Below are 26,027 nucleotides of genomic sequence, written 5' to 3' on the forward strand. Positions count from 1 at the left end.
CCTGCGAATTGGGGTATGACTTGTTATTGGATATTGATGCACCAGTATTGGGGCATCAGTAAGGCTGGAATTGGCCTTTCAAAGGCCCTCAGAATTAAAAAATGACGTCAGAAAACGCGCGTCACCGACTTGTATCTGCCTCCCCGCGCAGTCACACTGACGTCAAGCCAATCGGTGGATGGTTGAAAGAGGCTCGGGCCGCCCCCACCTCTTAGATCGAGACCGGAGATCGCCCATGGGTTGCTGCAAATGCGGGACCTTTGCGATCTTGCCAAAAAGGAAAAATGATGACCGAGCAACAGAACTTGTCCTACCCCGTCCTGCCGCTTCGCGACATTGTCGTGTTTCCGCACATGATCGTGCCCCTGTTCGTGGGGCGTGACAAATCGGTGCGTGCGCTGGAAGAGGTGATGAAGGACGACAAGCAAATCCTGCTGTCGAGCCAGATCGACCCGTCCGAGGACGATCCCAATACAGACGGCATTTACGACGTTGGCGTGCTCGCCAATGTGCTGCAACTGCTGAAGCTGCCGGACGGCACCGTGAAGGTGCTGGTCGAAGGCCGCTCCCGTGTGCAAATCGTTGAATATGTTGAAAACGATAGCTTTTTCGAAGCCGTGGCCGAAGAGTTGCACGAGACGATTGGCGACGAGACCACGATTCACGCACTGACACGCTCTGTGGGTGAAGAGTTTGAACGCTACGCCAAAGTGAAGAAAAACATTCCCGAAGAAGCCCTCGCCTCCGTTGCCGAAACGGAAGCGCCGGACAAGTTGGCCGACCTTGTGGGCGGCCACTTGGGTGTGGAAGTTCACCAGAAGCAGGAGCTTCTGGAAACGCTTTCCGTGGCCGAACGCCTGGAGAAGGTCTACGGGCTGATGCAGGGCGAAATGTCCGTGCTTCAGGTCGAGAAAAAGATCAAATCCCGCGTCAAGAACCAGATGGAGCGCACCCAGCGTGAATACTATCTGAATGAGCAGATGAAAGCCATTCAGAAGGAGTTGGGCGACGGCGAGGAAGGCCAGAACGAAGTGGCCGAGCTTGAGGCGAAGATTGCCAAGACCAAGCTGTCCAAAGAGGCCAAGGAAAAGGTCGATGCCGAGCTGAAAAAGCTCAAGAACATGAGCCCGATGTCGGCAGAAGCCACCGTCGTTCGCAACTACCTGGACTGGATTCTGGCGATTCCGTGGGGCGTGACTTCACGCACCAAGAAGGACCTCGTGAAAGCTCAGAAAGTGCTCGACGATGACCACTATGGCCTTGAAAAGGTTAAGGAACGTATCGTCGAGTATCTGGCAGTGCAGCAGCGCTCCAAAAAGCTGAAAGGTCCGATCATGTGCCTTGTCGGCCCTCCCGGTGTGGGTAAGACCTCGCTTGGGAAGTCCGTGGCGAAGGCGACTGGCCGCGAGTTTATCCGCATCTCGCTAGGCGGCGTGCGTGACGAGTCGGAAATCCGTGGTCACCGCCGGACTTACATCGGCTCCATGCCGGGTAAAATCATTCAGGCGCTGAAGAAGGCCAAAACGACCAACCCGCTGATCTTGCTCGATGAAATCGACAAGATGGGGCAGGATTTCCGTGGCGACCCTGCGTCGGCCATGCTTGAGGTGCTGGACCCGGAACAAAACAGCACGTTCGTCGACCACTATCTTGAGGTGGAATACGATCTGTCGAACGTGATGTTCCTGACTACGGCGAACAGCTACAACATGCCGGGGCCCTTGCTCGACCGTATGGAGATCATTCCGCTGGCGGGCTATACTGAGGACGAGAAGGCCGAGATTGCCAAACAGCACCTGATCGCCAAGCAGATCAAGAACCACGGCCTGAAAAAGGGCGAGTTCGAGTTGACCGACGAGGCGTTGCTGGAAATGATCCGCACCTACACCCGCGAGGCGGGCGTGCGGAATCTGGAGCGTGAAATCGGCAAGCTGGCGCGGAAGGCGGTCACCAAGATCGTTCGCAAGGACGAAACTTCGGTTAAGATCACGCCCGATAATCTGGACGACTATCTTGGCGTGAAGAAGTACCGCTATGGTTTGGCCGAAAAGGACGACCAGATCGGTGTGGTGACGGGCTTGGCCTACACCTCTGTCGGGGGCGAATTGCTGTCGATCGAGGCGCTGCGTTTGCCGGGCAAGGGTCGGATGAAAACCACCGGTAAGCTGGGCGATGTGATGAAGGAATCGATTGATGCGGCGTCGTCCTACGTGCGCTCCGTATCGCCGAAGATTGGTGTGAAGCCACCGACCTTCGACAAGATCGACATCCACGTCCACGTGCCTGACGGGGCGACCCCGAAGGACGGTCCGTCTGCGGGTCTTGCCATGGTGACGTCCATCGTGTCGGTGCTGACGCAAATCCCCGTGCGCAAAGATATTGCCATGACGGGCGAGGTAAGCTTGCGCGGAAACGCGATGCCCATCGGCGGTTTGAAGGAAAAACTGTTGGCGGCGTTGCGGGGCGGCATCAAGACCGTGCTGATCCCGGCGGAGAACGAAAAGGATCTGCCGGACATTCCCGACAATGTGAAAGCGGGGTTGGAGATCATTCCGGTCAGCCACGTCTCCGAAGTGCTGAAACTTGCCTTGGTCTCCGAGCCGGAGGAGATCGAGTGGGACGAGGCCGCCGAGGAGGCCGCCGCAGCGGTTTTGGCCTCGAAGTCCGATGATGGCACCAGCGCTACGGCTCATTGAGCAAGCAGCGCCTGGCATGATTATTATTGGGGCGGGCCTGATTGGCTCGCCCTAATTTTTTGCGGTAGACGACGAGGGAACCGTTATGATCGAAGCACTGCATCATATCCAGATCGCCATGCCGAAAGGCCAGGAGGACATTGCGCGGGACTTCTACTGCGGCATCTTGGGATTTGTCGAAGTCCCCAAACCGGATGTGCTGCAAGGCCGCGGCGGTGTCTGGTTTGAGGCGGGGCAGGTTCGACTACATCTCGGCGTGGAAGACCCCTTTGTTCCCGCGAAAAAGGCCCATCCGGGCTTTCAGGTCGCCTCGTTGGACAAGGTCGTGCGCGAACTGCGTGCGCACGATCTGGAGGTCAGCGGCGGTGACGATCTGCCCGATTTGAAACGGGTCTACATCGCAGATCCGTTCGGCAACCGGATAGAACTGCTGGAGTTGCTCTAGCCCGTATCTTCGTCGTCGATGGTGATCAGGGTCACATCCCCGCTTTCTTCCAACTGACGGATTGCGGCGGTCACTTTGCCCATCGCAGTCTCGGCTGCTTTGCCTGACAAAGGTGAGAGCTCCGACATTTCCTCCCGAATGGCGTCAGCCATGCGTTTGGACAGGTTTTCCAGAATGAACTCGACCACATCCTCGTGCGCTTCGGAGCCTGCTTTCAGCGCCGCGTTCAATTCGTCGCCCGGCAGGATACGGATCACGGCGGGGATATCGGTTGGTTTCAGACGTGTCAGAATGTCCGCAAAGGTGAAGATCGCTTTGCGCACTTGTGCTGCGAAAACAGCGTCTAGCGTCTCGAGTGCCTCCAACACGGCATCACGCTGCGATGCACCGGCGGCGTTGAGGAGTGACGCCGCGCGCGCCACGGGCTTGGTTGCGAAGGCGCTGCTCTCGTCGGGGGTATCGCCGCTGTCGAGAATTGTTTGCGCGATGATGTCTACAGTTTCAGAGCGCACCGCCTCGGTCTCCGACATGGCGAAGGTGACGGCATTGGCAGTCTCACCATCGAGAAGCTCCATCACATTCGTCGCGGCGGCGGCGGGCAGCTTGGACATGATGATTGCGCCGACGCGGGGGCTTTCTTTTGCTATCCGTTCGGCCAGAAGTTCCGGCGGAAGATCGGCTATCAACTCCCATGTGTTTTTCGGCAGGCTGGGGCTGTGAACCTGTCGCATCCGCTCCAGCAGGCTTTCGCTCAGATTCCCTTCCAGCGCGTCAAGGGCTGAGGAGGTGTCGACGGGAAAGCTGAGGCCATGCGCGTCCAGATGGGTGGCGAATTCCGTGAGCACCGACGCGACCGTTGCCTTATTGATCGGCCCCATGGAGGCATAGACGCGTGCCAGATGCACCTGCGTCGCCTCTGACATGACGGATAGCGGGATGGCCCCGCCGGCGCGCAGGATCATCTGCACGATGACCGCCGCTTTTTGCGCCCCGTTGAGCTTTAGCGGTGTGTCCGAGCCGTCGAAGCTGAACGTCGTGGTGGCAATCTTGCCGCCAATACCCAACCCCGCGCTGCCGCGCGGTAGTGTCACCAAATCCATGGCCTGATCCCATCCCGTTAATATTCTCGCACCGCTCAGTAGATCGGGGAGGTCTTAACGGGAGGTATTCGGCCTCGACGTAGATCGGTGAAGTTTTAGCGAAACTATCCGCAAAAAAAGGCGGCGCTGATGTCCTGCGTCGCCTTTTTCAAGCTATTTCACCGGCCAAAGGCCTATCCGGTTGGCAATGCCACGCAGGTGCCTTTTTCAGCGTCCCAAGTGGCGCCAGCCTGACAAGTAGCGGCCTGCTGTTGCTTGCCGAAAGCACATTCTGCCGAGGCAAGTGCCGGTGCCAAGGTGAGGGCCAGAGTGGCCAAGAGCGTTTTGGTCTTCATCTGAATATCTCTCCTATTGTCTATCAGTCAAAGGTAGCACGGGTCAGGAGAAAATCAAAACGCCCGCACAATTGGCGGGCGTTCAGGCGGATTGTTTCGCAAAGGGCGGGTCAGCCAAACACGCGCTTGAAGATCGTGTCGACATGCTTGGTGTGGTAGCCAAGGTCGAATTTTTCTTCGATTTCCTCGGCTGACAGGGCTTTCAGAACGTCTTCGTCGGCCAGCAGTTCAGTCTTGAAATCCTTGCCTTCCTCCCAGACCTTCATCGCGTTGCGTTGCACCAGCTTATAGCTGTCTTCACGCGACACACCTGCTTGGGTCAATGCCAACAGCACCCGTTGCGACATCACCAAGCCACGGAATTTATTCATATTTGCCAGCATGTTGTCGGGATATATCACCAGCTTCTCGATCACGCCGGTCAGGCGCGCCAAGGCGAAGTCCAGCGTGATCGTGGTATCCGGCCCGATGTTGCGCTCCACCGAGGAGTGCGAGATATCGCGCTCGTGCCACAGGGTCACGTTTTCCATGGCGGGGACCACCGCCATGCGCACCAGACGGGCAAGGCCGGTCAGGTTTTCGGTCAGCACCGGGTTGCGCTTATGCGGCATCGCGGAGGAGCCTTTTTGACCGGCAGAGAAGAACTCTTCTGCCTCCAGCACTTCCGTGCGCTGCATGTGGCGGATTTCGGTGGAGACGTTCTCGATAGACGAGCCGATGACGCCGAGTGCCGCGAAGAAAGCAGCATGACGGTCGCGCGGGATGACCTGGGTGCTGACAGGCTCAGGCGTCAGGCCAAGCTGCTCGCACACATGCTCTTCAACGGACGGGTCGATATTGGCAAACGTGCCAACCGCACCGGAGATAGCACCCGTCGCGATCTCCTCGCGGGCCACCTGAAGGCGGCGCTTGTTGCGGTCCATCTCGGCGTAAAAACGCGCGAAGGTCAGGCCCATCGTCGTGGGTTCCGCGTGAATACCGTGGGAGCGACCGATGCGCACCGTCATCTTGTGCTCCATCGCGCGGGTTTTCAGGGCGGCCAGCAGCTTATCCATCTGCGCCAGCAGCAGGTCGGCGGCACGCACCAGTTGCACGTTGAAGGTGGTGTCCAGCACGTCCGAGGAGGTCAGGCCCTGATGCACAAAGCGGGCTTCGTCATTGCCGATGATCTCCGCCAGGTGGGTAAGGAAGGCGATCACGTCGTGCTTGGTGACGGCCTCGATCTCGTCAATGCGGGCGACGTCGAACTCCACGTCCTTGGCTTTCCACACGGCGGCGGCGTTCTCGGCGGGGATCACGCCGATTTTGGCCATGGCGTCGCAGGCATGGGCCTCGATCTCGTACCAGATGCGGAATTTGGTCTCGGGGGACCAGATGGCGACCATCTCGGGGCGGGAATAGCGGGGGATCATGACATGCGCTCTCAAAGTTTGTGTGGCAGTTGCGGCGGTCTTAGACTGACCCTGCGTGAGGAACAACCGCGGATGGCAATATGTGGCGCGACCTCGCTGCACTTATCACGATTTCTGTGCTATGGTCGTTTAGCTGGCAAACAATAACCGGCGGGCTTGCTGCGGCTCGGATAACGTGGCTTTAAAGTTTATCGGCGACAGTGGCGCCCGGACAGTTGGTGTCTTTGAGAAGCAAGAGGGCCGGATGCATATACGCTTGGACCAGTTCGAGGGTGAATGGCAGCTTGATCGTATCATTGAGGACCGTCGCAACGACGCGGAAGGCCGGTTGACCGGCGTTGCGCGTTTTGAGCGGGCAGGGCCGCTGGAGCTGCATTATGCCGAGGAGGGGGAGTTGGTATACGGCCAGCAGCCCGCAATGATTGCGACCCGCCGCTACATCTGGCGGGGTTTCGACGGTGAGCATGCTGACAAGATCGCGGTGGAATTCGAGGATGGGCGTCCGTTCCATGTCATCGCGCTGGACCGCTTGATGCCCGACGACAACCACCAGTGCGATCCGGATTTCTACCATGTCAGCTATGACTTCACCCGCTGGCCGGAGTGGGAGGCTATTTGGCGCGTCGTCGGCCCATCGAAGGATTACCGCATGATCTCGCGCTACACGCGACCCTAGCAATTGGCCTTTTGTTGCGCGATGAAATCAGCTAGTGATTTTCCCTGCTCTTCCACAAACAGCTCGGCCAATGGTTTCAGCGCGCGGATGCGGTCCGCGCGAAACAGACGGAAATCGTGACGCAACTCGCACCACGCTGAAACCGTCCAGACGCGGCCCCAGTATTCCATCTGCAAAGGCCGGATGACCCTATCGCTGGGAGTGCCCTCCGCCGTCGCATAGGTGATCTGCAACTTCTGCCGGTTACGGATTGCCGTGCGCAGCTGTGGCATGAAGCGGAAGCCCCCGGCGGCGTCCTTGAACGGGTAGACCGCAAACCCCCAGCCGGTCGGCGGCGCCGTGCGGTCTTCCGGCAGCACCGCATCTATCTTGGCGGACAGTGACTTGGCCGCGCCTTGCAATTCCTCGTCCGCCACTTCGCCGACAATCGCCATGCCCAGATGCAGCGCCTCAAGCTCCGGCAAAGTCAGGTTCAGCGGGGGCAGCGTGATCGGTGCGGTCATCATGTAGCCCATGCCGCGCTCGCCCTGCACGGGCACGCCGGATAGCTGCAAGGTTTCCATGTCACGGTAGATTGTCCGCACGGAGACCTCCAGCTGGCGGGCCATATCCTCGGCGCGGTGAAGCCGCCCGTCACGAAGGAGCAGGATCAGGTCGAAAAGACGATCTGTGCGCCGCATAGGGTCACCTTTGGCTGGGTTCGGAATGCGCTCGAAGTGATTCTATTCATCGCAGGCCTTTATGGCGCCGCAAAACTGACATAAACCTGTCAGGAGTGTTTGCGCAAGCGCAGCTTCATGCAAATTGCCCCGCCTTTCACGCGTAATGAGGCGATTTGCGCCTTTTCCCCGCGCCTCCGAGCGCCTAGATAGAGGCCAGACACACCTATCCATCTGCGCGCAATACAGATGTGCGCATCCAAGGGGAGCTATCTCATGTTGAACAATATTGGACTGCCGGGCCTGCTGCTGATCGCGGTTGTGGTGTTGGTGCTTTTCGGGCGCGGCAAGATTTCCGGCCTGATGGGCGAAGTCGGCAAGGGCATCACCGCTTTCAAGAAGGGCGTCGATGACGGCACGAAAGAACTTGATGACGCCGACAAAGTGGTCAAGGACGTCACGCCCGAAGACGAAAAAGACAAAGACAAAGTCTGAGCTTGGTGGGCACGACCATGACGCGGACAAAGGGCGCTTGCGATGTTTGACATCGGCATGACAGAGCTGTTGGTGATCGGACTTGTCGCCCTTGTGGTGGTGGGACCGAAAGACCTGCCGGGCATGTTCCGCACTTTGGGGCAGTTCACGGCCAAGGCAAAGCGCATGGCGCGCGAATTCAGCCGCGCCATGGAGGACGCCGCCGACGAGGCCGGCGTCAAGGACGTCTCCAAGACGTTGCAGGCGGCGGCGAACCCAAAAAAGATGGGCATCGACAAGATCCGCGAAGCAACAAACTTCGACAAATACGCCGAAGGTTCAGAGACGCAAAAGTTGGCCAAGAAACGCGCCGCCGACGCCGAGAAGATTCAGGCAGCGACCGCGAAGGCGGCTGAGGCCCGGAAAGCCAAAGAGGCTGAGGCCGAGGCGGCCAAAGCCGAGCCAAAGCCGAAAGTCGCTGCAAAGCCTAAACCTACCCCCAAATCGAAGGCCGCGCCGAAAGCCAAGGCGACACCAAAGCCGAAAACTGCGACCAAAGCGAAACCCGCAACCAAACCCAGGCCTAAAGCCAAGAAGGCCGACACATGAGCGCCGAGAGCGATATCGACGACAGCTCCGCCCCGTTGATCGAGCATCTGGCCGAGCTGCGCACGCGCGTGATCCGCTCCGCGCTGGCGTTTCTGGTTGGCATGATCATCTGCTTTACCTTCGGCAGCGCCATCCTCGACTTCCTGCTGGTGCCGATCGAAAACACGATGCGGTCACTGGGCAACCCGAACCCGGTGATGCAATACACCGCGCCCCAGGAATATTTCTTCACGCTGATCCGCATCTCGATGGTGGGCGGGCTGTTCGTGGCGTTCCCGATCATCGGCTATCAGCTCTGGCGCTTTGTGGCGCCTGGTCTCTACAAGAACGAAAAGAACGCCTTTCTGCCGTTCATGATCGCGTCGCCCATGCTGTTCGCGCTCGGCGCGGCCTTCGCGCATTACATCGTTGTGCCGCTGGCGATGCAGTTCTTCCTTGGTTTTGCCGACCTGCCGTCCTTCTTCGCCGCAATGGTGGCGACAGGGGAGGTGGCGGAAGCCACGCGCACATCCGGCATCGACATCGTCTTCAACGGCAAGGTCAACGAGAGCCTTGATATCACGCTAAAAATGATCGTGGCCTTCGGTCTGTGCTTCCAGCTTCCGGTGCTGCTGACCTTGATGGGGAAGGCCGGTCTGGCCACCGCCGCCGGTCTGCGCAACACCCGCAAATACGCCGTTGTCGGTATTCTGGTCGTCGCCGCGCTGGTGACACCGCCGGATGTGACGACGCAATTGATCCTCTTTGTCGTGGTCTACGGGCTCTACGAGATCTCGATCTTTCTCGTCGCCCGCGTCGAGAAAGAGCGTGAAGTCAAACTCCGCGAAGAGGGCCTGTGGGACGATGACGATGACGCCGATCCGGAGCATCATCCCGAGGATCGCGGCCCTTAGCATGAGCATGATTGACGACCCTATGGACCGCATCGCGGCGGCGCTGGAGAGGATGTCCCCGCCACCGGGCGCGACCCCCGATTTCGACGCGGCGTCCGCGTTTTTGTGGCACGTAGATCCCGACCGGCTGGCGCCCGTTACGCAGGTGAACGGCGTTGCTCTTGACCTGCTGATCGGGATCGAGCGGGCACGTGACACGCTTCACGCCAACACCTTGCAATTCGCCAACGGGTTTGCCGCCAATAACGCGTTGCTCTGGGGCTCTCGCGGGATGGGAAAATCTTCGCTGGTCAAGGCGGTTCACGGCGATATCGTGGCCTCCGGCCTGCCGCTAAAACTGGTCGAGGTGCAGCGCGAAGACCTGCCCTCCATCGGTCGGCTGTTGAACCTGCTGCGTGCCTCCGACCACCGCTTCGTTTTGTATTGCGACGATCTGAGTTTCAGCCATGACGACCAGCACTACAAATCGCTGAAGGCGGTTCTGGACGGGGGCATCGAAGGCCGCCCCGACAACGTCATCTTTTACGCAACCTCCAACCGTCGGCATCTGATGCCGCGCGACATGATCGAGAACGAGCGCGGCTCCGCGATCAACCCGTCCGAGGCGACCGAGGAGAAGGTTTCCCTGTCCGACCGTTTCGGCCTGTGGCTGGGCTTCCACCCCTGCACGCAGGACGAATACCTCGCGATGATCCGGGGATACTGCGATGCGCATGACGTCGAGATTGACCATGCGACCCTGCGCGCCGAAGCGATCGAGTGGCAACAGACCCGCGGTGGCCGCTCCGGCCGCGTCGCGTGGCAGTACTTCACCGATCTGGCGGGGCGTCAGGGGCTGTCGGTTTAACGAAAGATTGGTCCTGTCTCAGTTCAGCAGGCACGCCGCCTCAAAGCCCTTGAGACTTCTATGTGCCGCGGGCATGTTTGGCGCGGCCATATGGGTGAGTTCGGGAAACAGCTTCAACAATTCGTCGCGCGGACCCTGCTCCAATGCGCCGATTGCCTGCGGACCGGGGTGGAAACTTTCCGAGGCCGCGCCCTCGGCGTAAACCACCTGATGCGCGTCAAACAGGATGTGGTGATAATTCACCTTTCCGCCCTCGCGGACGTAAATCGTCGTATCGTTCACCAGGTCTTTCGCCTTGACCAGAACCTCGTCCTCACCGAACCAAAGCTGCGCCTGCCAACCTTCGAGCAACATCCGGTGCTGCGGTGACACGATCAGATCGCGCGTATTGCCAAGCGCGCCTTTCGTGATGACGATAGGGGCCAGATCGCCACAAGCCTCCACACGGCGACCGCCGGTCCACGTCAATTCCTGTAGGCCTGCGTCACGGGTCAGGACCTTATCGCCCGGTTGCAGAAACTGCACTTCCACGGCCCCGTGCTCCGTCTCGATCAGGGTGCCCGCGGCAAAGCAGACCACTTGCGCGCCAAGCCCGTTATGCGGAGTCATGTTGTCGTTCTCGACAATGCCACCAATGGTGTAATTGACGCCCGCAGGCGGCACGCCGTCCGGGAACACCAGATAGTAGCCGTTCTCGGCGACGCCGCCGACTGTGTCTTCGACGTCGTCATCGGTGTTCAGGTCGACGTCAATGACGGCTACGCGGTAGACCGTCCCGTCAGGGGCCGTGACCTGAAATGTGTAGTCCCAGATGGTCTGATAATAGGTGCCGTTGATCAGCGTGACCTGCTCGCCCACGCCGCCAAATTGCTCTTGCGCGCTGATCTGCTCGTTGACGGGGTCGCCGTTATACTGGGTGGCGCCATTGTTTTCACGGACGTGAAAGCTGGTCGTGGCACCTGTCCATGACCAGATGCCGCCCGATGGCGGGCCGAACGCATAGTTATGCACCGAGCCGTTGACCGTGCTCTGCGTGCCAAAGATGGCATTGGAATACCCGTAAAAGATTGGCATATCAGCCCCGATTACCATTCAACTCGGGCGGAAAATGGCTCTCAAATCTGGGTATTCAGTGGTTCAATTGTGACAATGGCGGGGAATGATTGCGTTCCATCCCCCGCCGGTTTTCCCTAATCCCTATTTCAGGAACGGTGCCGGATCGACGCTCTCGAACCCTTCGCGCACTTCGAAGTGCAGGAAGCTCGGGGAGCCCTTGCCGACCTTGGCGATCGTCTTGCCACGCGAGACCTTATCGCCCTTTTTCACCGTGATGTCGGAGATGTTGGCGTAGACTGTCAGCAGGTTGCCCGGGTGACGCAGCACCAGAATGGGAACTTGGTCGGTGTCACGGGTGATTGCCGCAACCTCGCCATCCGCCGCCGCCTTCACGGGCGTGCCGGTGCTGGCGGCAATGTCGATCCCCTCGTTCGTGCGCTTCTTGTAGGGCCGCAGTACGCTGCCCGACACAGGGGCCAGCAGCTTCGACGCCTTGCTCGCAGCGGCTGGCGCAGCAGGGGTCGCAGCAGGGGCGGCGGCGGGTGTCACCTTCGGTGGAATCTTTTCGGCGGGCAGCGGCTTGGTCGCTGATGGCGGCTGCGGGGTAGGTGTCCCTGCGCCGGGTGCCACGGCGGCGGTCTCGGTCACAGGTGTCTTGACCGTAGGCGAGCCGTCTTTTGCCACGGGAATAAGCAGGTATTGCCCTTCGCGGACTTCCAGATCGGGGCCAAGCCCGTTCCATTCCGCCAGCGAGCGGGCAGAGACGTTGTAGAGCCGCGCGATCGAGTAGGCGGTCTCGCCACGGCTGACCTGATGGCGGATCGGCTCGGGGCCGTCGATGCGCTTGGACGCTGTGCCCTGATTGATCTGCGATTGCGGTGCCCGCCCGATGGCGGTGGTCGCGATCTGGGTTATGTCCAGCGGTCTGGTGTCGCCGCCAGCAGCGGGGGCGGTCGCAACGGTGCCGCGCAGGGCCAGCACTTCGCCCTTGTTCAGGCGGTCATCGGGGCGCAGGCCGTTGTAGCTTGCCAGTTCTTGCGGGCTGACGCCGATGCGATTGGCAACAGTCGTGACGGTGTCGCCACGCTCTGCCACGGCCACTTGGTAATTCGGATAGGAAATAACGCCCCTGCTGTCGGGGCTGGGCCGCGTCCCTGTGGCCTGACGCGCCGCACCGGACGTATCCAGCCCACCGGCTGTTCCACGCAGGTCCAGATCCAGATTGGCGATGCTCTGACCGATCTGCCCGTCACAGGCCGAAAGACCAAATCCCAAAGCCACGATAGGCAATATCTTGCTAAAACGCCTGCTGCGCATAATCTTCTTCCTCAATCCATGGCCCTTATAGCTGGGCCTTTTGGTTTAGTCCTGCCCCAAACCCTCTAGTAGAGGGACGAAGCGAACCGGCATTAGTTCTTCGTAGTCAAACCCTTGCGGGGTCTTTGTCACCTTGATCAGGCTTTGCACCGCATCGGACTGTCCCACCGGCACAACCATGATACCGCCCTCTCGCAGTTGCGCCAAGAGGGGTCCGGGCGGATCTTCCGCCGCTGCGGTCACCAAGATACGGTCGAACGGCGCTTGTTCGGGCAACCCATGGCTGCCGTCGCCTGTCACGACGGTGACGTTGTGAATATCCAGGTCCTGAAACAGTTTGCGCACGGGCCGCGTCAGGCGGGCGTGGCGGTCGATGCTGTAGACGCGGCGGGCAAGGTGGCTCAGAACAGCCGCCTGATAGCCGGAGCCGGTGCCGACCTCCAAAACCTTGTTGCGCGGCTGCACGTCCAGCGCTTGCGTCATCAGCCCCACAACCGAAGGTTGTGAAATCGTCTGTCCGCAGGCAATCGGCAGCGGCATGTCGTCATAGGCGCGACCGGCGAACGTGCCGGTGATAAACGCGCCACGGTCGACTTTTTCCATGGCGGTCAGAACCCGTTGGTCCATCACGCCCTTGGAGCGCAGCCCGTAGAGAAACTGCATCTTGCGTTCCGCGTCGCTGGTCGCCTCGTCGCTCATGCCAGACGGCTCTCCAGATCGTCGAGCAGGTCGTGGGCTGTCAGATCGCACCGCATCGGCGTGACGGAAATCCAGCCGTCGATATTGACCGACGCATCGGAGTTCTTGCCGGAGCATACGTTCTGCGGGTTGCCCTTGATCCACAGGTATTTGCGCCCGTTTGGCGGCATGTGACTTTGCACACCCATACCACCTGTGGGCCGTAGTCCTTGGCGCACCACGCGGGTGCCTTTGACATCCGCGCCCGCGACGGGTGGAAAGTTGACATTGTAGAAGGTTTGGTAGCCATCACCGCCCCAGATACCGTTTTCAAGCAGGTTTTTGACAAGTGCCGCGCCATGTTGGGCCGATGCTTCGAACTGGTTTTTCAGCTTCGCATTGGCAGGCCCGAAATATTGCGACATGGCAATCGACTTCACCCCTTGCAGCGCGCCTTCCATGGCGGCCCCGATAGTGCCGGAATAGACCGTGTTCTCGGCAGAGTTGTTGCCCTTGTTGACCCCCGACAGGATCAGGTCCGGCTTCGCCAGTCCCATGACCTCGTGCACGCCGGCCAGCACGCAATCGGCAGGCGAGCCTTCGGCGGCAAAGCGGCGCTCGCGCAACTCGACCAGCATGGTGGGGTGGGCGTAGTTGATACAGTGGGCCACGCCGGATTTCTCGAAGGCAGGGGCCACGGTCCAGACCTCGCCGCCGTCCCCCGCCACTTCCGTGGCGATGGTGTGGAGGACCTCAAGACCCGGCGCGTTGATGCCGTCGTCATTGGTGATGAGAATTCGCATGTGCTGACCGCCTTTTTCGCCTAGCTTTAGGGAAAATCAGGCGGTCGGTAAAGCAGGCTCACGCCGCAGAGCGCAACTGACGCAAGGCAAGTCCCGAAATTACCACAATACCCGCCAGCGCAAATAGAGAGACCGACAGGGTCTGCGTTCCGTTGCTGACGATGATCCCGACCAATGCCCATGCAACGGCGAAGGCGTAGGTCCATATGCCGAAGGCTTGCTTTTGCACCACAACGCCAAGCACTAACGCCACCGCGATCATCGCCAGAGCCCAAACCACAGCCCCAGCCGCGATGCCGTATCCCGCGCCCAGCAGACCGATGGAGACACAGGACGCCGCCGTCAGCCAGCCCGCATAAAGCCCCGTAGGCAACGCAAACTCCCACGCGGGCTTGATATTGCGGCCAGCGATCAGCGCCCAGATGGCGGTGACCAGCATGATCCAGATCAGCACGGTCGCCCAGATGACCGACAGGGTCGCAACCTTGATCCAGAACGCCCCGACCGCCAGCGACAGAACCAGCGGCACGCGCGCCGCGTCCCATGCAGGATCATCGCGGTGCTTCCACACCCCGATCACGGCAGACACCAGCAGCCAGAGGTAAATCACCGACCAGATGGAAAACGCATAGCCCGCCGGTTGCACCGGCGCGTCGTCCTGCGGGATCGGGAACTGGTTCGGCTCGAACCCCGCGAAGCCTTCGGTCACAAGCGGCGAGACGACAAAAGCCACCGCCGCGATCAATACTGCCCAAGCCTTCATAAATCCTCCATCGGTCTCCAGCCCGCCTTCGGCGCATGTCCAACCTGCCAGTCAAACACATTGCCGCCGCCTGGGCCTTGGTCGTATCGGCGGTCGATGCCCACGTCGCACAAAGCGCAGTAGAGCAACGTGCCAACCGCGCCATGCCCGACAAATAGCGCGTCACCGGAAGTTTCCAGCAACGCGGCCTCGACGGCCCCGACGATCCGTCGTTGCGCCGCGCATGCCGTCTTCCAACCCCGCACGCTGACATCCGGTTCCGCGAAAAAGCGATCCGCCGTGGCCTCGAACTCCGCAGGCGGCAGGAAGCCGGTGGCGGAGCGGTCGTTTTCGCCCATCTCCGCACGGGTTATCAAGGGGCACCCTAAAGCGTCCGCCAAGGGGCGGGCGGTTTCCAACGCCTTCACTTCCAACGAGGAAAACATCATGCTCACTTGGGGCAGGCCGCGCTCGATCAGCGCGGCAACCCTTGCATGACCTTCATCAGACAGCCCCCATTCCCCAACCGCCACGTCAGGGTCAATGAGAACCTGCGGATGGCTGAGGTAGTAGGCGCGGCGGGGCACCTAGATCAGCGTGCCGAACGGGTCCAGCGTGGTCTTGCCGCCAAGATACGGGTGCAGCGCCACCGGCAACTCGACCGAGCCATCCGCCTGTTGCCCGTTCTCCAGCACCGCGATCAGGCAGCGCCCGACGGCAAGGCCGGAGCCGTTCAACGTGTGGACATATTCCGGCTTGCCACCGTCCGCAGGCTTGAACCGCGCATTCATCCGCCGCGCCTGAAACGCGCCGCAGACCGAGATCGAGCTGATCTCGCGATACAGGTTCTGCCCCGGCAGCCACACTTCGATGTCATGCGTCCGCTGCGCACCAAACCCCATGTCGCCGGTGCATAGCACCACAGTACGGAAAGGCAGCAGCAACGTCTCGAGGATGCTTTCGGCGGCAGCGGTCATGCGGTCCAGCTCCGACCGCGAGGCCTCTGGCTTGGTGATCGACACCATCTCGACCTTCTCGAACTGGTGCTGACGCAGCATCCCCGCCGTGTCGCGCCCCGCGCTGCCTGCTTCCGAGCGGAAGCATTGCGAATGGGCGCACATGCGCATCGGCAGGCTGGCCTCGTCCACGGTCTCGCCGTTGACGATGTTGGTCAGCGTCACCTCGGAAGTCGGGATCAGCCATTGGCCGTCAGTCGTCTGGTAGCTGTCCTCGCCGAACTTGGGCAGCTGGCCGGTGCCATACATCATCGCCTCGTTGACCAGCACGGGGGTCCATGTCTCGGTCAGGCCGTTTTCCACATGGGTGTCCAGCATGAACTGCGCCAGCGCACGGTGGATGCGGGCCACGGCGCCCTTGAGCACCACGAAGCGCGAGCCGGACAGCTTCGCCGCCGTCTCGAAATCCATGCCGGGGATCACGCCGGGCAGCTGGTAATGCTCTTTCGGCGTGAACGGAAAGCGGCGCGGGGTGCCCCAGCGGTTGATCTCGACATTGTCCTCCTCGCTGTCGCCTTCCGGCACGCTGTCCAGCGGCAGGTTGGGCAGGCCCATCAGCAAGTCAGTCAGCTTGTCGTCCTCGGCCTTGGCCTCGTCGTTCAGACGCGCCACTTCGGCCTTCTTCTCGCCCACCAGCGCCCGCAGCCGCTCGAATTCGGCCTCGTCGCCCTTGGTCTTCGCCGCGCCCACTTCCTTGGAGGCAGCATTCTGCGCGGCCTTGGCCTCCTCGGCGGCGCTGATCTTGGCGCGGCGGGCGGCGTCAATCGCCAGCACGTCCGCAGAGGACACGTCCGATTTCCGCTGCTTCATGGCGGCGTCAAAGACCTCCGGGGTCTCGCGGATCATGCGGATGTCGTGCATCTCTGGGTCGTCCTTATTCAAAAGTTGATGGTGAGGCCCCATATGCCTCATCACAAAGATCAATTGAACCGATATTTTCGGCTTCAACCCGCCTTGCGGCTTCATGGCCCCGAAGGTAGGGTGCGCCGCAACTGACAAAGGCCGCTCTTGGCCCACAAACAAAAGGACCGCAGATGTTCGTCACACCTGCCTACGCACAAGCCGCCGGAGGCGCGGGAAGCGCCATCACCTCTTTCATCCCGCTGATCCTGATTTTCGGGATCATGTATTTCCTGCTGATCCGCCCGCAGCAAAAGAAGCTCAAAGACCATAAGGCGATGGTCGAAGCCGTGCGCCGCGGTGATCAGGTGATCACCCAAGGCGGCATCGTGGGCAAGGTCTCGAAGGTCAAGGAAGACGGCGAGGTCGAGGTCGAGATCGCGGACGGCGTCAAGGTTCGCGTGATCAAGTCGACACTGGCCTCGGTGGTCAGCAAGACCGAACCGGCGAAGTAAGCTCATGCTTCAGATGTCTTCCTGGCAGCGGGTTCTGATCCTGCTGACGGTGCTTTTGGGTTTGGTGCTGGCTCTGCCCAACGGCTTCTACACCAAGGTCGAAAAGCATAATGACGCGGTGTTGCAGCTTGAAGCGGGTGCACCCACCACGCCGGAGTTGACTGCCGACGTTGCGGGCTGGCCCGATTTCATGCCGTCCGGTCTGGTCAATCTGGGGCTCGACCTTCGGGGCGGGGCGCATTTGCTGGCCGAGGTGCAGGTAGAAGACGTCTATGACAGCCGCATGGACGGCCTCTGGCCGGAAGTGCGCGACGCGCTGCGCGATGCGCGGGACACGGTCGGAACCATCCGCCGCCAGCCCGCCGCCCCCGGTGTGCTGAGCGTCAAGATATCGAACCCCGACGGGCTGCAAGAGGCCATCACCCGCGTGCGTGCGCTTGCGTCGCCGGTCTATAGCCTGACCGGCAACAACTCCGACGACATAGAGGTGTCGGGGCAGGGCGACGTTCTGACTGTCACCCTGTCCGACGCCGAGAAGATCGCCACCGACGACCGCACCATGCAGCAATCGCTGGAGATCATCCGCCGCCGCGTGGACGAGGCAGGCACCCGCGAGCCGACGATCCAGCGTCAGGGCGACCGGCGTATTCTTATTCAGGTGCCCGGCATCGGGTCGGCCACCGAGTTGAAAGAACTGATCGGCACCACCGCCAAGCTGACCTTCCATCCGGTGATCTCCCGCACCTCCAACGCCAACGAGCGAGTGTCGGGCCGCCAGATACTGGTCCCCTCCATTGACCCGCAAGAGCAGGGCACCTTCTACATTCTGGAACAGACCCCCGTCGTCACCGGCGAGGATCTGGCCAACGCCCAGCCCGCTTTCGACCAGAACGGGCAGCCCTCGGTGAATTTCAGCTTCAACACGTCCGGCGGGCGCAAGTTCGGCATCTTCACCAGCGAAAATGTCGGCGCACCCTTCGCCATCGTGCTGGATAACGAGGTCATTTCCGCCCCGGTCATCCGCGAGGCGATCCTTGGCGGCTCCGGCCAGATCAGCGGCAATTTCTCGGTGACGGAATCGACCAACCTCGCTGTGCTGCTGCGCGCGGGTGCCTTGCCCGCCGAAATGAACTTCCTTGAAGAACGCACCATCGGGCCGGAACTGGGCCAGGACAGCATCGACGCGGGCAAGATCGCCTGCATCGTCGCTTTCATCGGCGTGCTGGTTCTGATGTTCCTCAGCTACGGTACCTTCGGGGTCTTCGCCAATATTGCGCTGATCATCAACGTGGCGATGATATTCGCCCTGTTGTCGCTGATCGGGGCCACTTTGACCCTGCCGGGGATCGCGGGGATCGTGCTGACCATCGGTATGGCGGTCGACGCCAACGTGCTGGTGTTCGAGCGGATCCGCGAGGAGCTCAAAACCTCCAAAGGTCCCGCCCGCGCGATCGAGCTGGGTTACGAGAAAGCCCTGTCAGCCATTCTCGACGCCAACATCACCACCTTCATCGTCGCCGTGATCCTGTTCGTGATGGGCTCCGGCCCGGTGCGCGGCTTCTCCGTCACGCTGGGGCTTGGTATCCTGACCTCGGTCTTCACAGCGATCTACGTGACGCGCCTGATGATCGTGTTCTGGTTCGAGCGCCGTCGCCCCAAACAGATCGAGGTCTAAGCCATGCGTTTGAAACTCGTCCCCTCCGAGACGTCCTGGGATTTCTTCAGCAAGTGGAAGCTCTGGCTCGGCATCTCCGCCGTCCTGATCGTAATCGGCTTCGCGTCCTTCCTGATCCAGGGCCTCAACTACGGCATCGACTTCCGTGGCGGCACGACGATCCGCACCGAAAGCACACAGCCCGTGGACGTGGCCGCCTACCGCGCGGCGTTGGAGCCTGCGGGGCTGGGCGATATCTCCATCACCGAAGTGTTTGACCCAACCTTCGGCGATGACCGGAACGTCGCCATGGTCCGCATTCAGGCGCAAGAGGGCGCGGAAGCGGTCACGCCGGAAACCATCGCGGCCGTGGAGGCGGCGCTTCAGACCGTCGACCCCGACATCAAGTTCCCCTCCGTGGAATCCGTTGGCCCCAAAGTGTCCGGCGAGTTGATCAAGACCGCCTCCATTGCTGTCATTCTGGCGATCACCGCCGTGCTGATCTACATCTGGCTGCGCTTCGAGTGGCAGTTCGCGGTAGGCGCGGTGATTGCCCTTGTGCATGACGTGGTGCTGACGCTGGGCATCTTCTCCGAGCTGCAGATCAAGTTCGACCTCGCCATTATCGCGGCGCTGCTGACCATCGTGGGCTATTCGATCAACGATACGGTGGTTGTCTTCGACCGGGTCCGCGAGAACCTGCGCAAGTACAAGACCAAGGACCTGTCCGAGGTGTTGAATCTGTCGATCAATGAAACCCTGTCGCGCACCGTAATGACCTCCGTGACCACCCTGGTTGCGCTTATCGCGCTGTTCGTGCTGGGCGGGGATGTGATCCGTGGCTTCGTCTTCGCCATGATCTGGGGCATCATCGTCGGCACCTATTCCTCGATCTTCGTGGCCTCCACGATCCTGCTGTTCCTTGGCGTCAAACGCGACTGGTCCAAGAAAGACCCGAAGGCCGGTGGGCAATACGCCAACATTGATGCTTGACCTGCTGGGCTCGGCCCTTGCCCAACCGGGCTTGGGCTGGGTCACCTTTATCACCATCGTTGCAGGTATCGTCTACGGCTTCGCGGGCTTCGGTGCGGCGCTGATTTTCATGCCGGTCGCGACCATCTTCTGGGCACCGGAACTGGCGGTCGCCGCGTTCTCGGTCTCCGCGCTTGCGTCCCTCGTCACGCTGGTCCCCCGCGCTTGGCCTCAGATGGACAAACCGTCGGTCTTCACCATGATCTTGTTTTCCATGCTGGGCGCGCCTCTTGGCATCTACCTTCTGCGCACCAGTGACGTCACCCACATCCGCTGGGCCGTCCTGATCGTCGCGGCCATCACCCTTGCAGCCTTGATGAGCGGCTGGCGGCAAAGCCTGTCCTCCCTGTGCAGCACGCAGGCCGGAGTAGGGGCCGCGACGGGGTTTGTCGGCGGGGCGACCGGTCTGCTGGGTCCGGTCATGCTGCTGTTCCAACTCAGCGGCACCGACACGGTCACCCGCGTGCGCGCGAATGCGTTGGTTTTTCTGACCCTGAGCAGCCTGCTGCTGCTCCCCAGCATGGCGATGCAGGGTATCCTGACGACCGAGGCGATCGTTCTGGGCCTGGTGCTGTTGATCCCTTACGGGTTTGGCGCAAAGCTGGGGCAGGCGATTTTCGTTCCGCGTTTTGCGGTGTTTTATCGCAATATAGCTTATGCCATAATTGCGGCGGCCATCCTTATGGGCCTGCCAATCTGGGACTGACACCATGCGCTTGACCGAAATCACCTACGACACCGCGCCCCCTGTTGACGGCTACGGGCCGGGTTTTTTCCGCATCGGCGGCGAAGTCGTGGAGGGGAGCGTATTGCTGCTGCCGACCGAGCGTTTCGCGTGGGACGGGCTCAACGACCGCGACACCATCCTGAGCCGTGCAAGCCTGCTTGACGTGCTGTTCATCGGCACCGGTCCCGAGATCACCCAAATCCCCAAAGCCCTGCGCGACGCGCTGGACGAGGCGGAAATCGGCGTGGAGCTCATGGCCACCCCCACCGCCTGCCGCACCTACAACGTGCTCTTATCCGAGGGCCGCCGCATCGGGGCCGCGCTTATTCCGGTGTAGACGTCACGCGCTAATTGGCCGTCTCGGTCGCGCCCACGAACTTCTCCACCGCGGCTTTCACCGCGTCCCAGTCGGTGAACTCGTGGCTTTCCTCGTTCGGGTCGAACTCGCGGTCCCGCATTACCACATGGCGCAGCACCTGACTGGCGTAGTAGTCGTAGCGGTGGTTGCGCACCGCGCCTGCGACCAGCAGCGTTGTGTTCGGCGAGATGCCCGTGCGTAGGACCATTTCATCCACATAGTCCTTGGCCTCGTCACGACCCTCGGGAAACGCCGCATTCATGCTGACGGACAACAGCAGCGTTTCGCGTGCTGCCAGTTCCTTTTGCACGGACGTCACAAGCACTTCGAAAGGTTTCGGGTGACGCCGCTCGTGGACAGGTGCTGCCAGAATCACCTTGTCGACACCGTCGAACGACACCTCCGCCAGCTTGTCGCTGGCATCCAGTAGCCGGACGTTGTGCCCCGAATCCTTGAGTTGGGTTTCGACAAAACGGGCGATCTTTCCGGTCTGCCCCTCGATGGTTGCATAGATGATCAATACGGTCATATGGGCCTCCTCCGCCGACGCCTCCCTGAAGGCGTCTGGTCTGACGTATGGTCAACTCATACCAGCGCTGGACGGCTTGCTCTTTGTTCAAGATCAAATCTGCACCAAGCGAGACTAGCGCAGCTGCCCCAGCACCAGCCCTTCCAACTCGCGCAGCAGTTTGCGCTCCATCGCCCGTTGGAAGTCGGTGAAGCCCAAGGCAACCTCAATGAACGCGCCGGGGCCGTGGATCACGCGTCTGCGGTAGTAGGCCGACAGGTCCATGATCTCCATCTGCCGCTCGTCGCGCCCCATTGTGTTGTCCGACCCGATCACCAGCCCGTTGATCGTCACCCGTTTGAAGGCGTCGCCTTCGCTCACAGTGCGGGGCGACGGGCCGTCATTATTCTTGCCGTCGCCAGACAGGTCCAGCGTGCGCGACCAGCAGTCGGGAGCTTGGCGAAACAAGCCCTCCGCGTAGCGCATTGCGTGCCCGATGGCGGTCGCCCCCTTGCGCGAGACCCGCTGCGTGCCGCGCAAGATTGCGGCGATATTCTCCAGATCAGCCGGCGTGCGCAGGGCTGTCCAGTCCACCAGTAGCCTTTGCTGGCTTTTCCCGGCCCATTCAAACACTGCGATGTGGACGGGCGTCTCGGGGCTCGCCAATGCCTTCGCGGCCACCTCCGGCGACAGCAGCGCCGCCGCCAGCCCGCCCAGTTGCAGCCCGTATTCCTGCGCATCGACCGAGCCGGAAATGTCCAACCCCAACGCCAATGCCTGACGGCACGCAGCCTCGGCCCCGCCGGACAGCAGGGCCAGCGCCAGTAGGGCCGCTTTTACCAATGGCCGGTGTTTTCCATCGACGCCCAAGGCTCTTGCGCAGGCAAGGGATCGCCCATCTGCAACAGCTCGACAGAGATATTGTCGGGCGAGCGCACAAACGCCATATGCCCGTCACGCGGCGGGCGGTTGATGGTGACGCCCGCGTCCTGAAGCTGCTGGCACATCTCGTAGATATTCTCGACCCGGTAAGCCAGATGCCCGAAATGCCGCCCGTCGGATGGCAGCCCGTCGTCGCCGTCCCAGTTATAGGTCAGCTCCACATCGGCGCGCCCGTCGGCCTGATCGGGCGGGCACAGGAACACCAGCGTGAACCGGCCGCCCTCGTTTTCCGTGCGACGGCGCTCGATCAGGCCCAGCATTTTGTAGAACTCGATGGATTTCTCCAGATCCTTCACGCGGACCATGGTGTGCAGATATTCGACTTTCATCAGGGGCTCCTTACGTTGCGTTCCCCCTTACTCTAGCGCCTCCACCACGGAAGGCGAGGGGGGCCGCGCCGGGTACATCGCTTCCCGCGACAGGGCCTTGCGCGACACCAGAGTGACCGTCACGAAGGCCACCCAAAGCAGCAGATACCAAGATCCCATCTTGGAAAAGCTCACCATCTGCAACGCCGACTGCCCCGCATATATCCAGGTCCCGGTCATGGTGCCCACATTCTCCGCGATCCACACCACGAAGGCACACAGGAGTGCGGCGACCGGCATCGGCATCCAGCGCGGCGTTTGGCCTGCGTAGAACCAGATGCGGGTACGCCCGAACAGGATCAGCGAGGCTGCGAACAGCCCCATCCGGATATCGACCGTGTAGTGGTGGGCAAAGAAGTTCACATAGATCGCCGCGCCGAACACGAAGGTGACCCACAAGGGCGGGTAGGGCGCAAAGCGCATGTGGAAAATCCGGATCACCCGCGCGATGTAGCTGCCGATGGAGGCATACATGAACCCCGAAAACATGGGCACGCCGCCCAGCACGAACAGCCCCGGCTCGGGGTAGGACCACGATCCCATGCGGATCTTGAACAGCTCCATCGCCGTGCCGGTGATGTGGAACAGCAAGATCACCCGCGCCTCGTCCCATGTCTCCAGCTTGAAATAAAGCATCGCCGCCTGCGTCGTCACCGCGAAGATGAACAGCCCGTCATAGCGCTGCAACGCCCAGTCGTCCTGCCAGACCAGCTTGCTGCCGATCAGGGCGATGATGAACAGCAACCCGAACAAGGCGGCCCAGCCCTGCTTGAGGAAGAACATGAGCAACTCGCCCATAGCCCCCTGCATCCGCGTGCGGACAAAGTCGCCAAGGGCACGCTCGAGGCGTTGGGTGGTGGGCAGGGGGCGGGTCACGTCAGAACGTGGACCGAAGGCCCAGTTTCAGCCCCAAATCCTCGATGTCATACTGGTCCACCGTCGACGAGGTCTTGCTCGCGCTCAACTCGGCGGTGGGGGCGAAGCCGAAATAGTCCAGATCGTTGAAGATCATCGTGGCCGACGCCGTCACGCGATTGTCGACCCGACGGTCAAACAGGGGCAGGGCGCGGTCGAAGCTGCGGGTCTGGTAGCCCAGCGACAGCTCCAGCCTTGTGTCCGCAAAGACCGGTTTGGCAGGCGCATAGCGCACCACCGCACCAAGCGTCTCCTGCGCGATGGCCGCCGAGTCGGAGGCTGTGTCGCTGACATAGCCCGTGATCCACATTGCGCTCCCCTGCTCGAAACGGTGGCCCCAAGTGGTCGACAGCGAGACAACGTCAGCCGAGCGCAGCTTGCTGTCCTGACGCCATTGCCGTTCCAGCCCGGCATGGAACGCAAGAGTTGAACGCTCGCCTGCCCTGACCCGCCTGCCGACGTCGAAACCCGCAAATCTGGTGAGCGTGTTCCCGCCATACCAGTTTTGCCCCACCTTGAAGCTCAGACTGGTGAGGCCGTTGCCATCTTCATCAACACGCCGCGCACCAAGCCGCGCCTCAAGCTCCTCGAATGCGTAGTCCGAGCTGGAAACACTTGGCGCAAGCGCCTTCGCGTCAGATGACAGGCTGTAGAACTTGGCGTCAAACGACGTGCTTGCCATCAGGTTCCAGTCCCCCGCACGCGGCAGGCGGTAGGACAGGGTCGCGCCAAGGTTGTATTCGATGCCTGATAAGGCCTGCGCATCGCCGCTGATCGCAAAGGGAAGGCCCGCGATCTCAATCGTGTCGGATTTGGAGCCGTTGTTGATGTTGGAGGACGGAGCGACCGAGAAACGCAGGTCGATCCGCATCGGGTTGGTCTGCTGGACATAGCCGAAATCGCGCTTGGCGCGGGCTTTGAACAGATCGTTCGGCGCGTGTTGCGCCGCGCGGCGCAGCCAGAACTGCGCACGCAGCGGCTTGCCGTCCGAACTCAACGCCTGCGCGGCGACGACCGACGACGCGTATTTCTCCGCATCGGTGTCAGAATTCCGCCACGCGGCTTTGGCTGCTTTGATCGCGGCGGGCATTCGCCCGGCCCCATGCTCGGCCTGCGCCAACGCCAGAAGCGCCGCCTGATCATTGGGGTCGCTTTGTAGTATCGTCCGCGCAAGCGCGGCAGCGCTGTCATACTGGCCCTCGGCCACCAGTTGAAACGTCAGGGCGCGCGCTTCATCAAGGTTGATCTGCGTTTGAGCTGATGCCATGGGCAACAGCGTCAAGACGATCAGAACGGCCGATGTGTACAGCCATCTCATCGGGCAGTTAGGGCCGCGAGGCGATGAAGCCGCCAGTTTCGCGGCCGGTGACAGCATTGTTGCCCAAATTTGTGTCGAAGTTCGGGTCTGCGTCGTCTAAAAGACCTTCCAGCAGCAGAAACCCTGCGACTTCTTCGCCGTTCGGCCCAGCCATCAAGCCTGTCCATTCACCGGACTGGGATGTTGTAGTGTTCCGGTTTTGGACGATCGCTTGCCCTTCGGTGGTTTTCAAAGTGTCTGGGTCTAGGTCGGTTACGATGAGTTGAACCGGGCTCAATGCACCAAGCGGATTTCCGTTCAGGTCGAAAAGCTGGCGATTGATAATATCGCCTCTGATTGCTCCGGTCAGGTCGAAATCCTGCATGTCCAATAGGATTTCGGCATCTCCTGTTGTTGCCTGTACGGTGTTGTTAGCAAAATTGGTCGGCTGGCCTGGCAACGCCACTTGACGGACAATTCTTAGCCCGTTGTAGCTGCCTTCGTAAACGTATGATGCTGGTCGTGTGCCAGGCAAACCTCTATCGGTTCGGCTCGCATAGGCGCCGCCGAAACTACGATTTGCATCTACGTAGGTGTTAGTTGCGACTGTCCCTACGAGGGTCCCGGTGTTGTTGGGAGATGTCAGAACGACTGCGAAGTACTGGTCTTCAATTAAGCTTCCATCGGGACGCCTCTGAGGATTGTTTTCGTACAACGTCCCATTTGGCAAAACGACCCCTGGTCTTGGAGTGTATTCACCGCCTTGGGAGCTAACGCCGTCAAAGGGCAGGTTGTTGATCGAAATGGTCCCCGTTCCCGGTGTGGCCCCCGGATTGAAGACGAAGCTGTTGGCAATGAGGTTTTTGTCGGTGTCGAATAGAAACGCCGCATTTTCCAAATTAACATTCGGATCTGAACCCGGATTATCAATCGCACCATCATCTGAATCCCCCCCCGTCACCGGGTTCGAGCCCGAGCCGCCACAGGCGACAAGTGCGGTGATGGATAGAATACCAAGGGCCTTCACGGCGGAATTTAGGATCATAGCTTTTCTCACTGCCCGACTGGCGCTCTTGGCGCGTTTTGTCAGAAAATCCGTCGCCGCCGCTCAAA

At 60.9% G+C, this 26,027-nt stretch carries 29 protein-coding genes; 12 read left to right on the plus strand and 17 right to left on the minus strand.

The window, feature by feature from the left end; translation table 11 throughout:
* Nucleotides 1–287: 287 nt before the first annotated feature.
* Both lon and THALAR_RS02385 read left to right on the plus strand, forming a co-directional pair.
* Nucleotides 288–2,696: an endopeptidase La gene (gene lon, locus THALAR_RS02380; RefSeq protein WP_021099873.1), complete on the plus strand. Its 2,409-nt coding sequence runs from the start codon at nt 288–290 to the stop codon at nt 2,694–2,696.
* Nucleotides 2,697–2,781: 85 nt separating this feature from the next.
* The gene (locus THALAR_RS02385; RefSeq protein WP_021099874.1) at nt 2,782–3,141 is read left to right on the plus strand and encodes a VOC family protein; all 360 of its coding nucleotides are present in this window, start codon (nt 2,782–2,784) and stop codon (nt 3,139–3,141) included.
* Here the strand turns inward: THALAR_RS02385 and THALAR_RS02390 are convergent.
* From THALAR_RS02390 to purB, 3 genes are all read right to left on the minus strand, one after another.
* A complete protein-coding gene (locus THALAR_RS02390; RefSeq protein ID WP_021099875.1) occupies nt 3,138–4,241 on the minus strand; it encodes a FliG C-terminal domain-containing protein in 1,104 nt (367 codons plus the stop codon). The genes THALAR_RS02385 and THALAR_RS02390 overlap by 4 nt on opposite strands.
* Nucleotides 4,242–4,414: 173 nt before the next feature.
* On the minus strand, nt 4,415–4,576 hold the full coding sequence (locus tag THALAR_RS18295) for a hypothetical protein (RefSeq protein WP_021099876.1): 162 nt from the start codon (nt 4,574–4,576) through the stop codon (nt 4,415–4,417).
* 110 nt (nt 4,577–4,686) lie between these two features.
* Nucleotides 4,687–5,988 (minus strand): adenylosuccinate lyase, encoded by a 1,302-nt coding sequence (gene purB, locus THALAR_RS02395; protein WP_021099877.1) that lies wholly within the window; start codon nt 5,986–5,988, stop codon nt 4,687–4,689.
* A gap of 244 nt (nt 5,989–6,232) precedes the next feature.
* On the opposite strand from purB, the gene THALAR_RS02400 reads away from it, so the two are divergent.
* Nucleotides 6,233–6,664, plus strand: a complete 432-nt coding sequence (locus THALAR_RS02400) for a DUF6314 family protein (RefSeq protein ID WP_021099879.1) — start codon at nt 6,233–6,235, stop codon at nt 6,662–6,664.
* Here the strand turns inward: THALAR_RS02400 and THALAR_RS02405 are convergent.
* Nucleotides 6,661–7,344 (minus strand): helix-turn-helix transcriptional regulator, encoded by a 684-nt coding sequence (locus THALAR_RS02405; protein WP_021099880.1) that lies wholly within the window; start codon nt 7,342–7,344, stop codon nt 6,661–6,663. The two genes, THALAR_RS02400 and THALAR_RS02405, sit on opposite strands and share 4 nt — an antisense overlap.
* 255 nt (nt 7,345–7,599) lie before the next feature.
* Between THALAR_RS02405 and THALAR_RS02410 the strand changes: the two genes are divergently transcribed.
* Genes THALAR_RS02410 through THALAR_RS02425 form a run of 4 tightly spaced genes read left to right on the plus strand, consistent with a single transcriptional unit; the run spans nt 7,600 to nt 10,146 of the window.
* The gene (locus THALAR_RS02410) at nt 7,600–7,818 is read left to right on the plus strand and encodes a twin-arginine translocase TatA/TatE family subunit (RefSeq protein WP_021099881.1); all 219 of its coding nucleotides are present in this window, start codon (nt 7,600–7,602) and stop codon (nt 7,816–7,818) included.
* A gap of 42 nt (nt 7,819–7,860) precedes the next feature.
* Complete coding sequence (gene tatB / locus THALAR_RS02415; protein ID WP_021099882.1) at nt 7,861–8,406, plus strand: Sec-independent protein translocase protein TatB; 546 nt, start codon at nt 7,861–7,863, stop codon at nt 8,404–8,406.
* Nucleotides 8,403–9,299, plus strand: coding sequence for a twin-arginine translocase subunit TatC (gene tatC / locus THALAR_RS02420; RefSeq protein ID WP_021099883.1), 897 nt, complete (start codon nt 8,403–8,405; stop codon nt 9,297–9,299). Before tatB ends, tatC begins: the two co-directional genes overlap by 4 nt.
* Nucleotides 9,300–9,306: 7 nt before the next feature.
* The gene (locus THALAR_RS02425) at nt 9,307–10,146 is read left to right on the plus strand and encodes an ATP-binding protein (RefSeq protein ID WP_040817555.1); all 840 of its coding nucleotides are present in this window, start codon (nt 9,307–9,309) and stop codon (nt 10,144–10,146) included.
* An 18-nt stretch (nt 10,147–10,164) separates the two neighbouring features.
* Here THALAR_RS02425 and THALAR_RS18755 read toward each other — a convergent pair whose 3' ends face one another.
* The 7 genes from THALAR_RS18755 to serS all read right to left on the minus strand — a co-directional run bounded on the left by THALAR_RS18755 (nt 10,165) and on the right by serS (nt 16,619).
* Nucleotides 10,165–11,220, minus strand: a complete 1,056-nt coding sequence (locus THALAR_RS18755) for a Hint domain-containing protein (RefSeq protein WP_055688140.1) — start codon at nt 11,218–11,220, stop codon at nt 10,165–10,167.
* 123 nt (nt 11,221–11,343) lie between these two features.
* Nucleotides 11,344–12,519 carry a M23 family metallopeptidase gene (locus tag THALAR_RS02435; RefSeq protein ID WP_021099886.1) on the minus strand — a complete coding sequence of 392 codons (1,176 nt, stop codon included), beginning with the start codon at nt 12,517–12,519 and terminating at the stop codon, nt 11,344–11,346.
* A 45-nt stretch (nt 12,520–12,564) separates the two neighbouring features.
* Nucleotides 12,565–13,218: a protein-L-isoaspartate(D-aspartate) O-methyltransferase gene (locus THALAR_RS02440; RefSeq protein WP_021099887.1), complete on the minus strand. Its 654-nt coding sequence runs from the start codon at nt 13,216–13,218 to the stop codon at nt 12,565–12,567.
* Nucleotides 13,215–14,000, minus strand: a complete 786-nt coding sequence (surE, locus tag THALAR_RS02445) for a 5'/3'-nucleotidase SurE (RefSeq protein ID WP_021099888.1) — start codon at nt 13,998–14,000, stop codon at nt 13,215–13,217. Before surE ends, THALAR_RS02440 begins: the two co-directional genes overlap by 4 nt.
* Nucleotides 14,001–14,058: 58 nt before the next feature.
* Nucleotides 14,059–14,763 carry a tryptophan-rich sensory protein gene (locus THALAR_RS02450; RefSeq protein ID WP_021099889.1) on the minus strand — a complete coding sequence of 235 codons (705 nt, stop codon included), beginning with the start codon at nt 14,761–14,763 and terminating at the stop codon, nt 14,059–14,061.
* Nucleotides 14,760–15,329, minus strand: a complete 570-nt coding sequence (locus THALAR_RS02455; RefSeq protein WP_021099890.1) for a histidine phosphatase family protein — start codon at nt 15,327–15,329, stop codon at nt 14,760–14,762. Before THALAR_RS02455 ends, THALAR_RS02450 begins: the two co-directional genes overlap by 4 nt.
* Nucleotides 15,330–16,619 carry a serine--tRNA ligase gene (gene serS / locus THALAR_RS02460; RefSeq protein ID WP_021099891.1) on the minus strand — a complete coding sequence of 430 codons (1,290 nt, stop codon included), beginning with the start codon at nt 16,617–16,619 and terminating at the stop codon, nt 15,330–15,332.
* A gap of 173 nt (nt 16,620–16,792) precedes the next feature.
* Here serS and yajC point away from each other — a divergent pair, with 173 nt between their 5' ends.
* From yajC to THALAR_RS02485, 5 genes are read left to right on the plus strand one after another with little or no spacing between them, the layout of a single operon-like run.
* Nucleotides 16,793–17,113 carry a preprotein translocase subunit YajC gene (gene yajC / locus THALAR_RS02465; protein WP_021099893.1) on the plus strand — a complete coding sequence of 107 codons (321 nt, stop codon included), beginning with the start codon at nt 16,793–16,795 and terminating at the stop codon, nt 17,111–17,113.
* A gap of 4 nt (nt 17,114–17,117) precedes the next feature.
* The gene (secD, locus tag THALAR_RS02470) at nt 17,118–18,788 is read left to right on the plus strand and encodes a protein translocase subunit SecD (RefSeq protein WP_021099894.1); all 1,671 of its coding nucleotides are present in this window, start codon (nt 17,118–17,120) and stop codon (nt 18,786–18,788) included.
* Between the two features lie 3 nt (nt 18,789–18,791).
* Nucleotides 18,792–19,760 (plus strand): protein translocase subunit SecF, encoded by a 969-nt coding sequence (secF, locus tag THALAR_RS02475; RefSeq protein ID WP_021099895.1) that lies wholly within the window; start codon nt 18,792–18,794, stop codon nt 19,758–19,760.
* Nucleotides 19,753–20,505 carry a sulfite exporter TauE/SafE family protein gene (locus THALAR_RS02480; protein WP_040817056.1) on the plus strand — a complete coding sequence of 251 codons (753 nt, stop codon included), beginning with the start codon at nt 19,753–19,755 and terminating at the stop codon, nt 20,503–20,505. The genes secF and THALAR_RS02480 overlap by 8 nt, the downstream gene beginning before the upstream one ends.
* Nucleotides 20,506–20,509: 4 nt before the next feature.
* A complete protein-coding gene (locus THALAR_RS02485) occupies nt 20,510–20,863 on the plus strand; it encodes an Mth938-like domain-containing protein (RefSeq protein ID WP_021099897.1) in 354 nt (117 codons plus the stop codon).
* A gap of 10 nt (nt 20,864–20,873) precedes the next feature.
* Here the strand turns inward: THALAR_RS02485 and THALAR_RS02490 are convergent, their stop codons facing one another.
* The 6 genes from THALAR_RS02490 to THALAR_RS18305 form a co-directional block, all read right to left on the minus strand.
* A complete protein-coding gene (locus THALAR_RS02490; protein WP_021099898.1) occupies nt 20,874–21,413 on the minus strand; it encodes a flavodoxin domain-containing protein in 540 nt (179 codons plus the stop codon).
* Between the two features lie 114 nt (nt 21,414–21,527).
* Entirely contained in the window at nt 21,528–22,235 is a 708-nt protein-coding gene (locus THALAR_RS02495) for a DUF1194 domain-containing protein (RefSeq protein WP_021099899.1), read from the minus strand.
* Nucleotides 22,229–22,663 carry a VOC family protein gene (locus THALAR_RS02500; RefSeq protein WP_021099900.1) on the minus strand — a complete coding sequence of 145 codons (435 nt, stop codon included), beginning with the start codon at nt 22,661–22,663 and terminating at the stop codon, nt 22,229–22,231. Before THALAR_RS02500 ends, THALAR_RS02495 begins: the two co-directional genes overlap by 7 nt.
* 27 nt (nt 22,664–22,690) lie before the next feature.
* On the minus strand, nt 22,691–23,578 hold the full coding sequence (locus tag THALAR_RS02505) for a DUF817 domain-containing protein (RefSeq protein ID WP_021099901.1): 888 nt from the start codon (nt 23,576–23,578) through the stop codon (nt 22,691–22,693).
* A 1-nt stretch (nt 23,579) separates the two neighbouring features.
* A complete protein-coding gene (locus tag THALAR_RS02510) occupies nt 23,580–24,935 on the minus strand; it encodes a surface lipoprotein assembly modifier (protein ID WP_040817060.1) in 1,356 nt (451 codons plus the stop codon).
* A gap of 7 nt (nt 24,936–24,942) precedes the next feature.
* A complete protein-coding gene (locus THALAR_RS18305; RefSeq protein ID WP_021099903.1) occupies nt 24,943–25,959 on the minus strand; it encodes a hypothetical protein in 1,017 nt (338 codons plus the stop codon).
* Nucleotides 25,960–26,027 lie beyond the last annotated feature (68 nt).

Source organism: Litoreibacter arenae DSM 19593 (assembly GCF_000442275.2).
Classification (GTDB): Bacteria; Pseudomonadota; Alphaproteobacteria; order Rhodobacterales; family Rhodobacteraceae; genus Litoreibacter; species Litoreibacter arenae.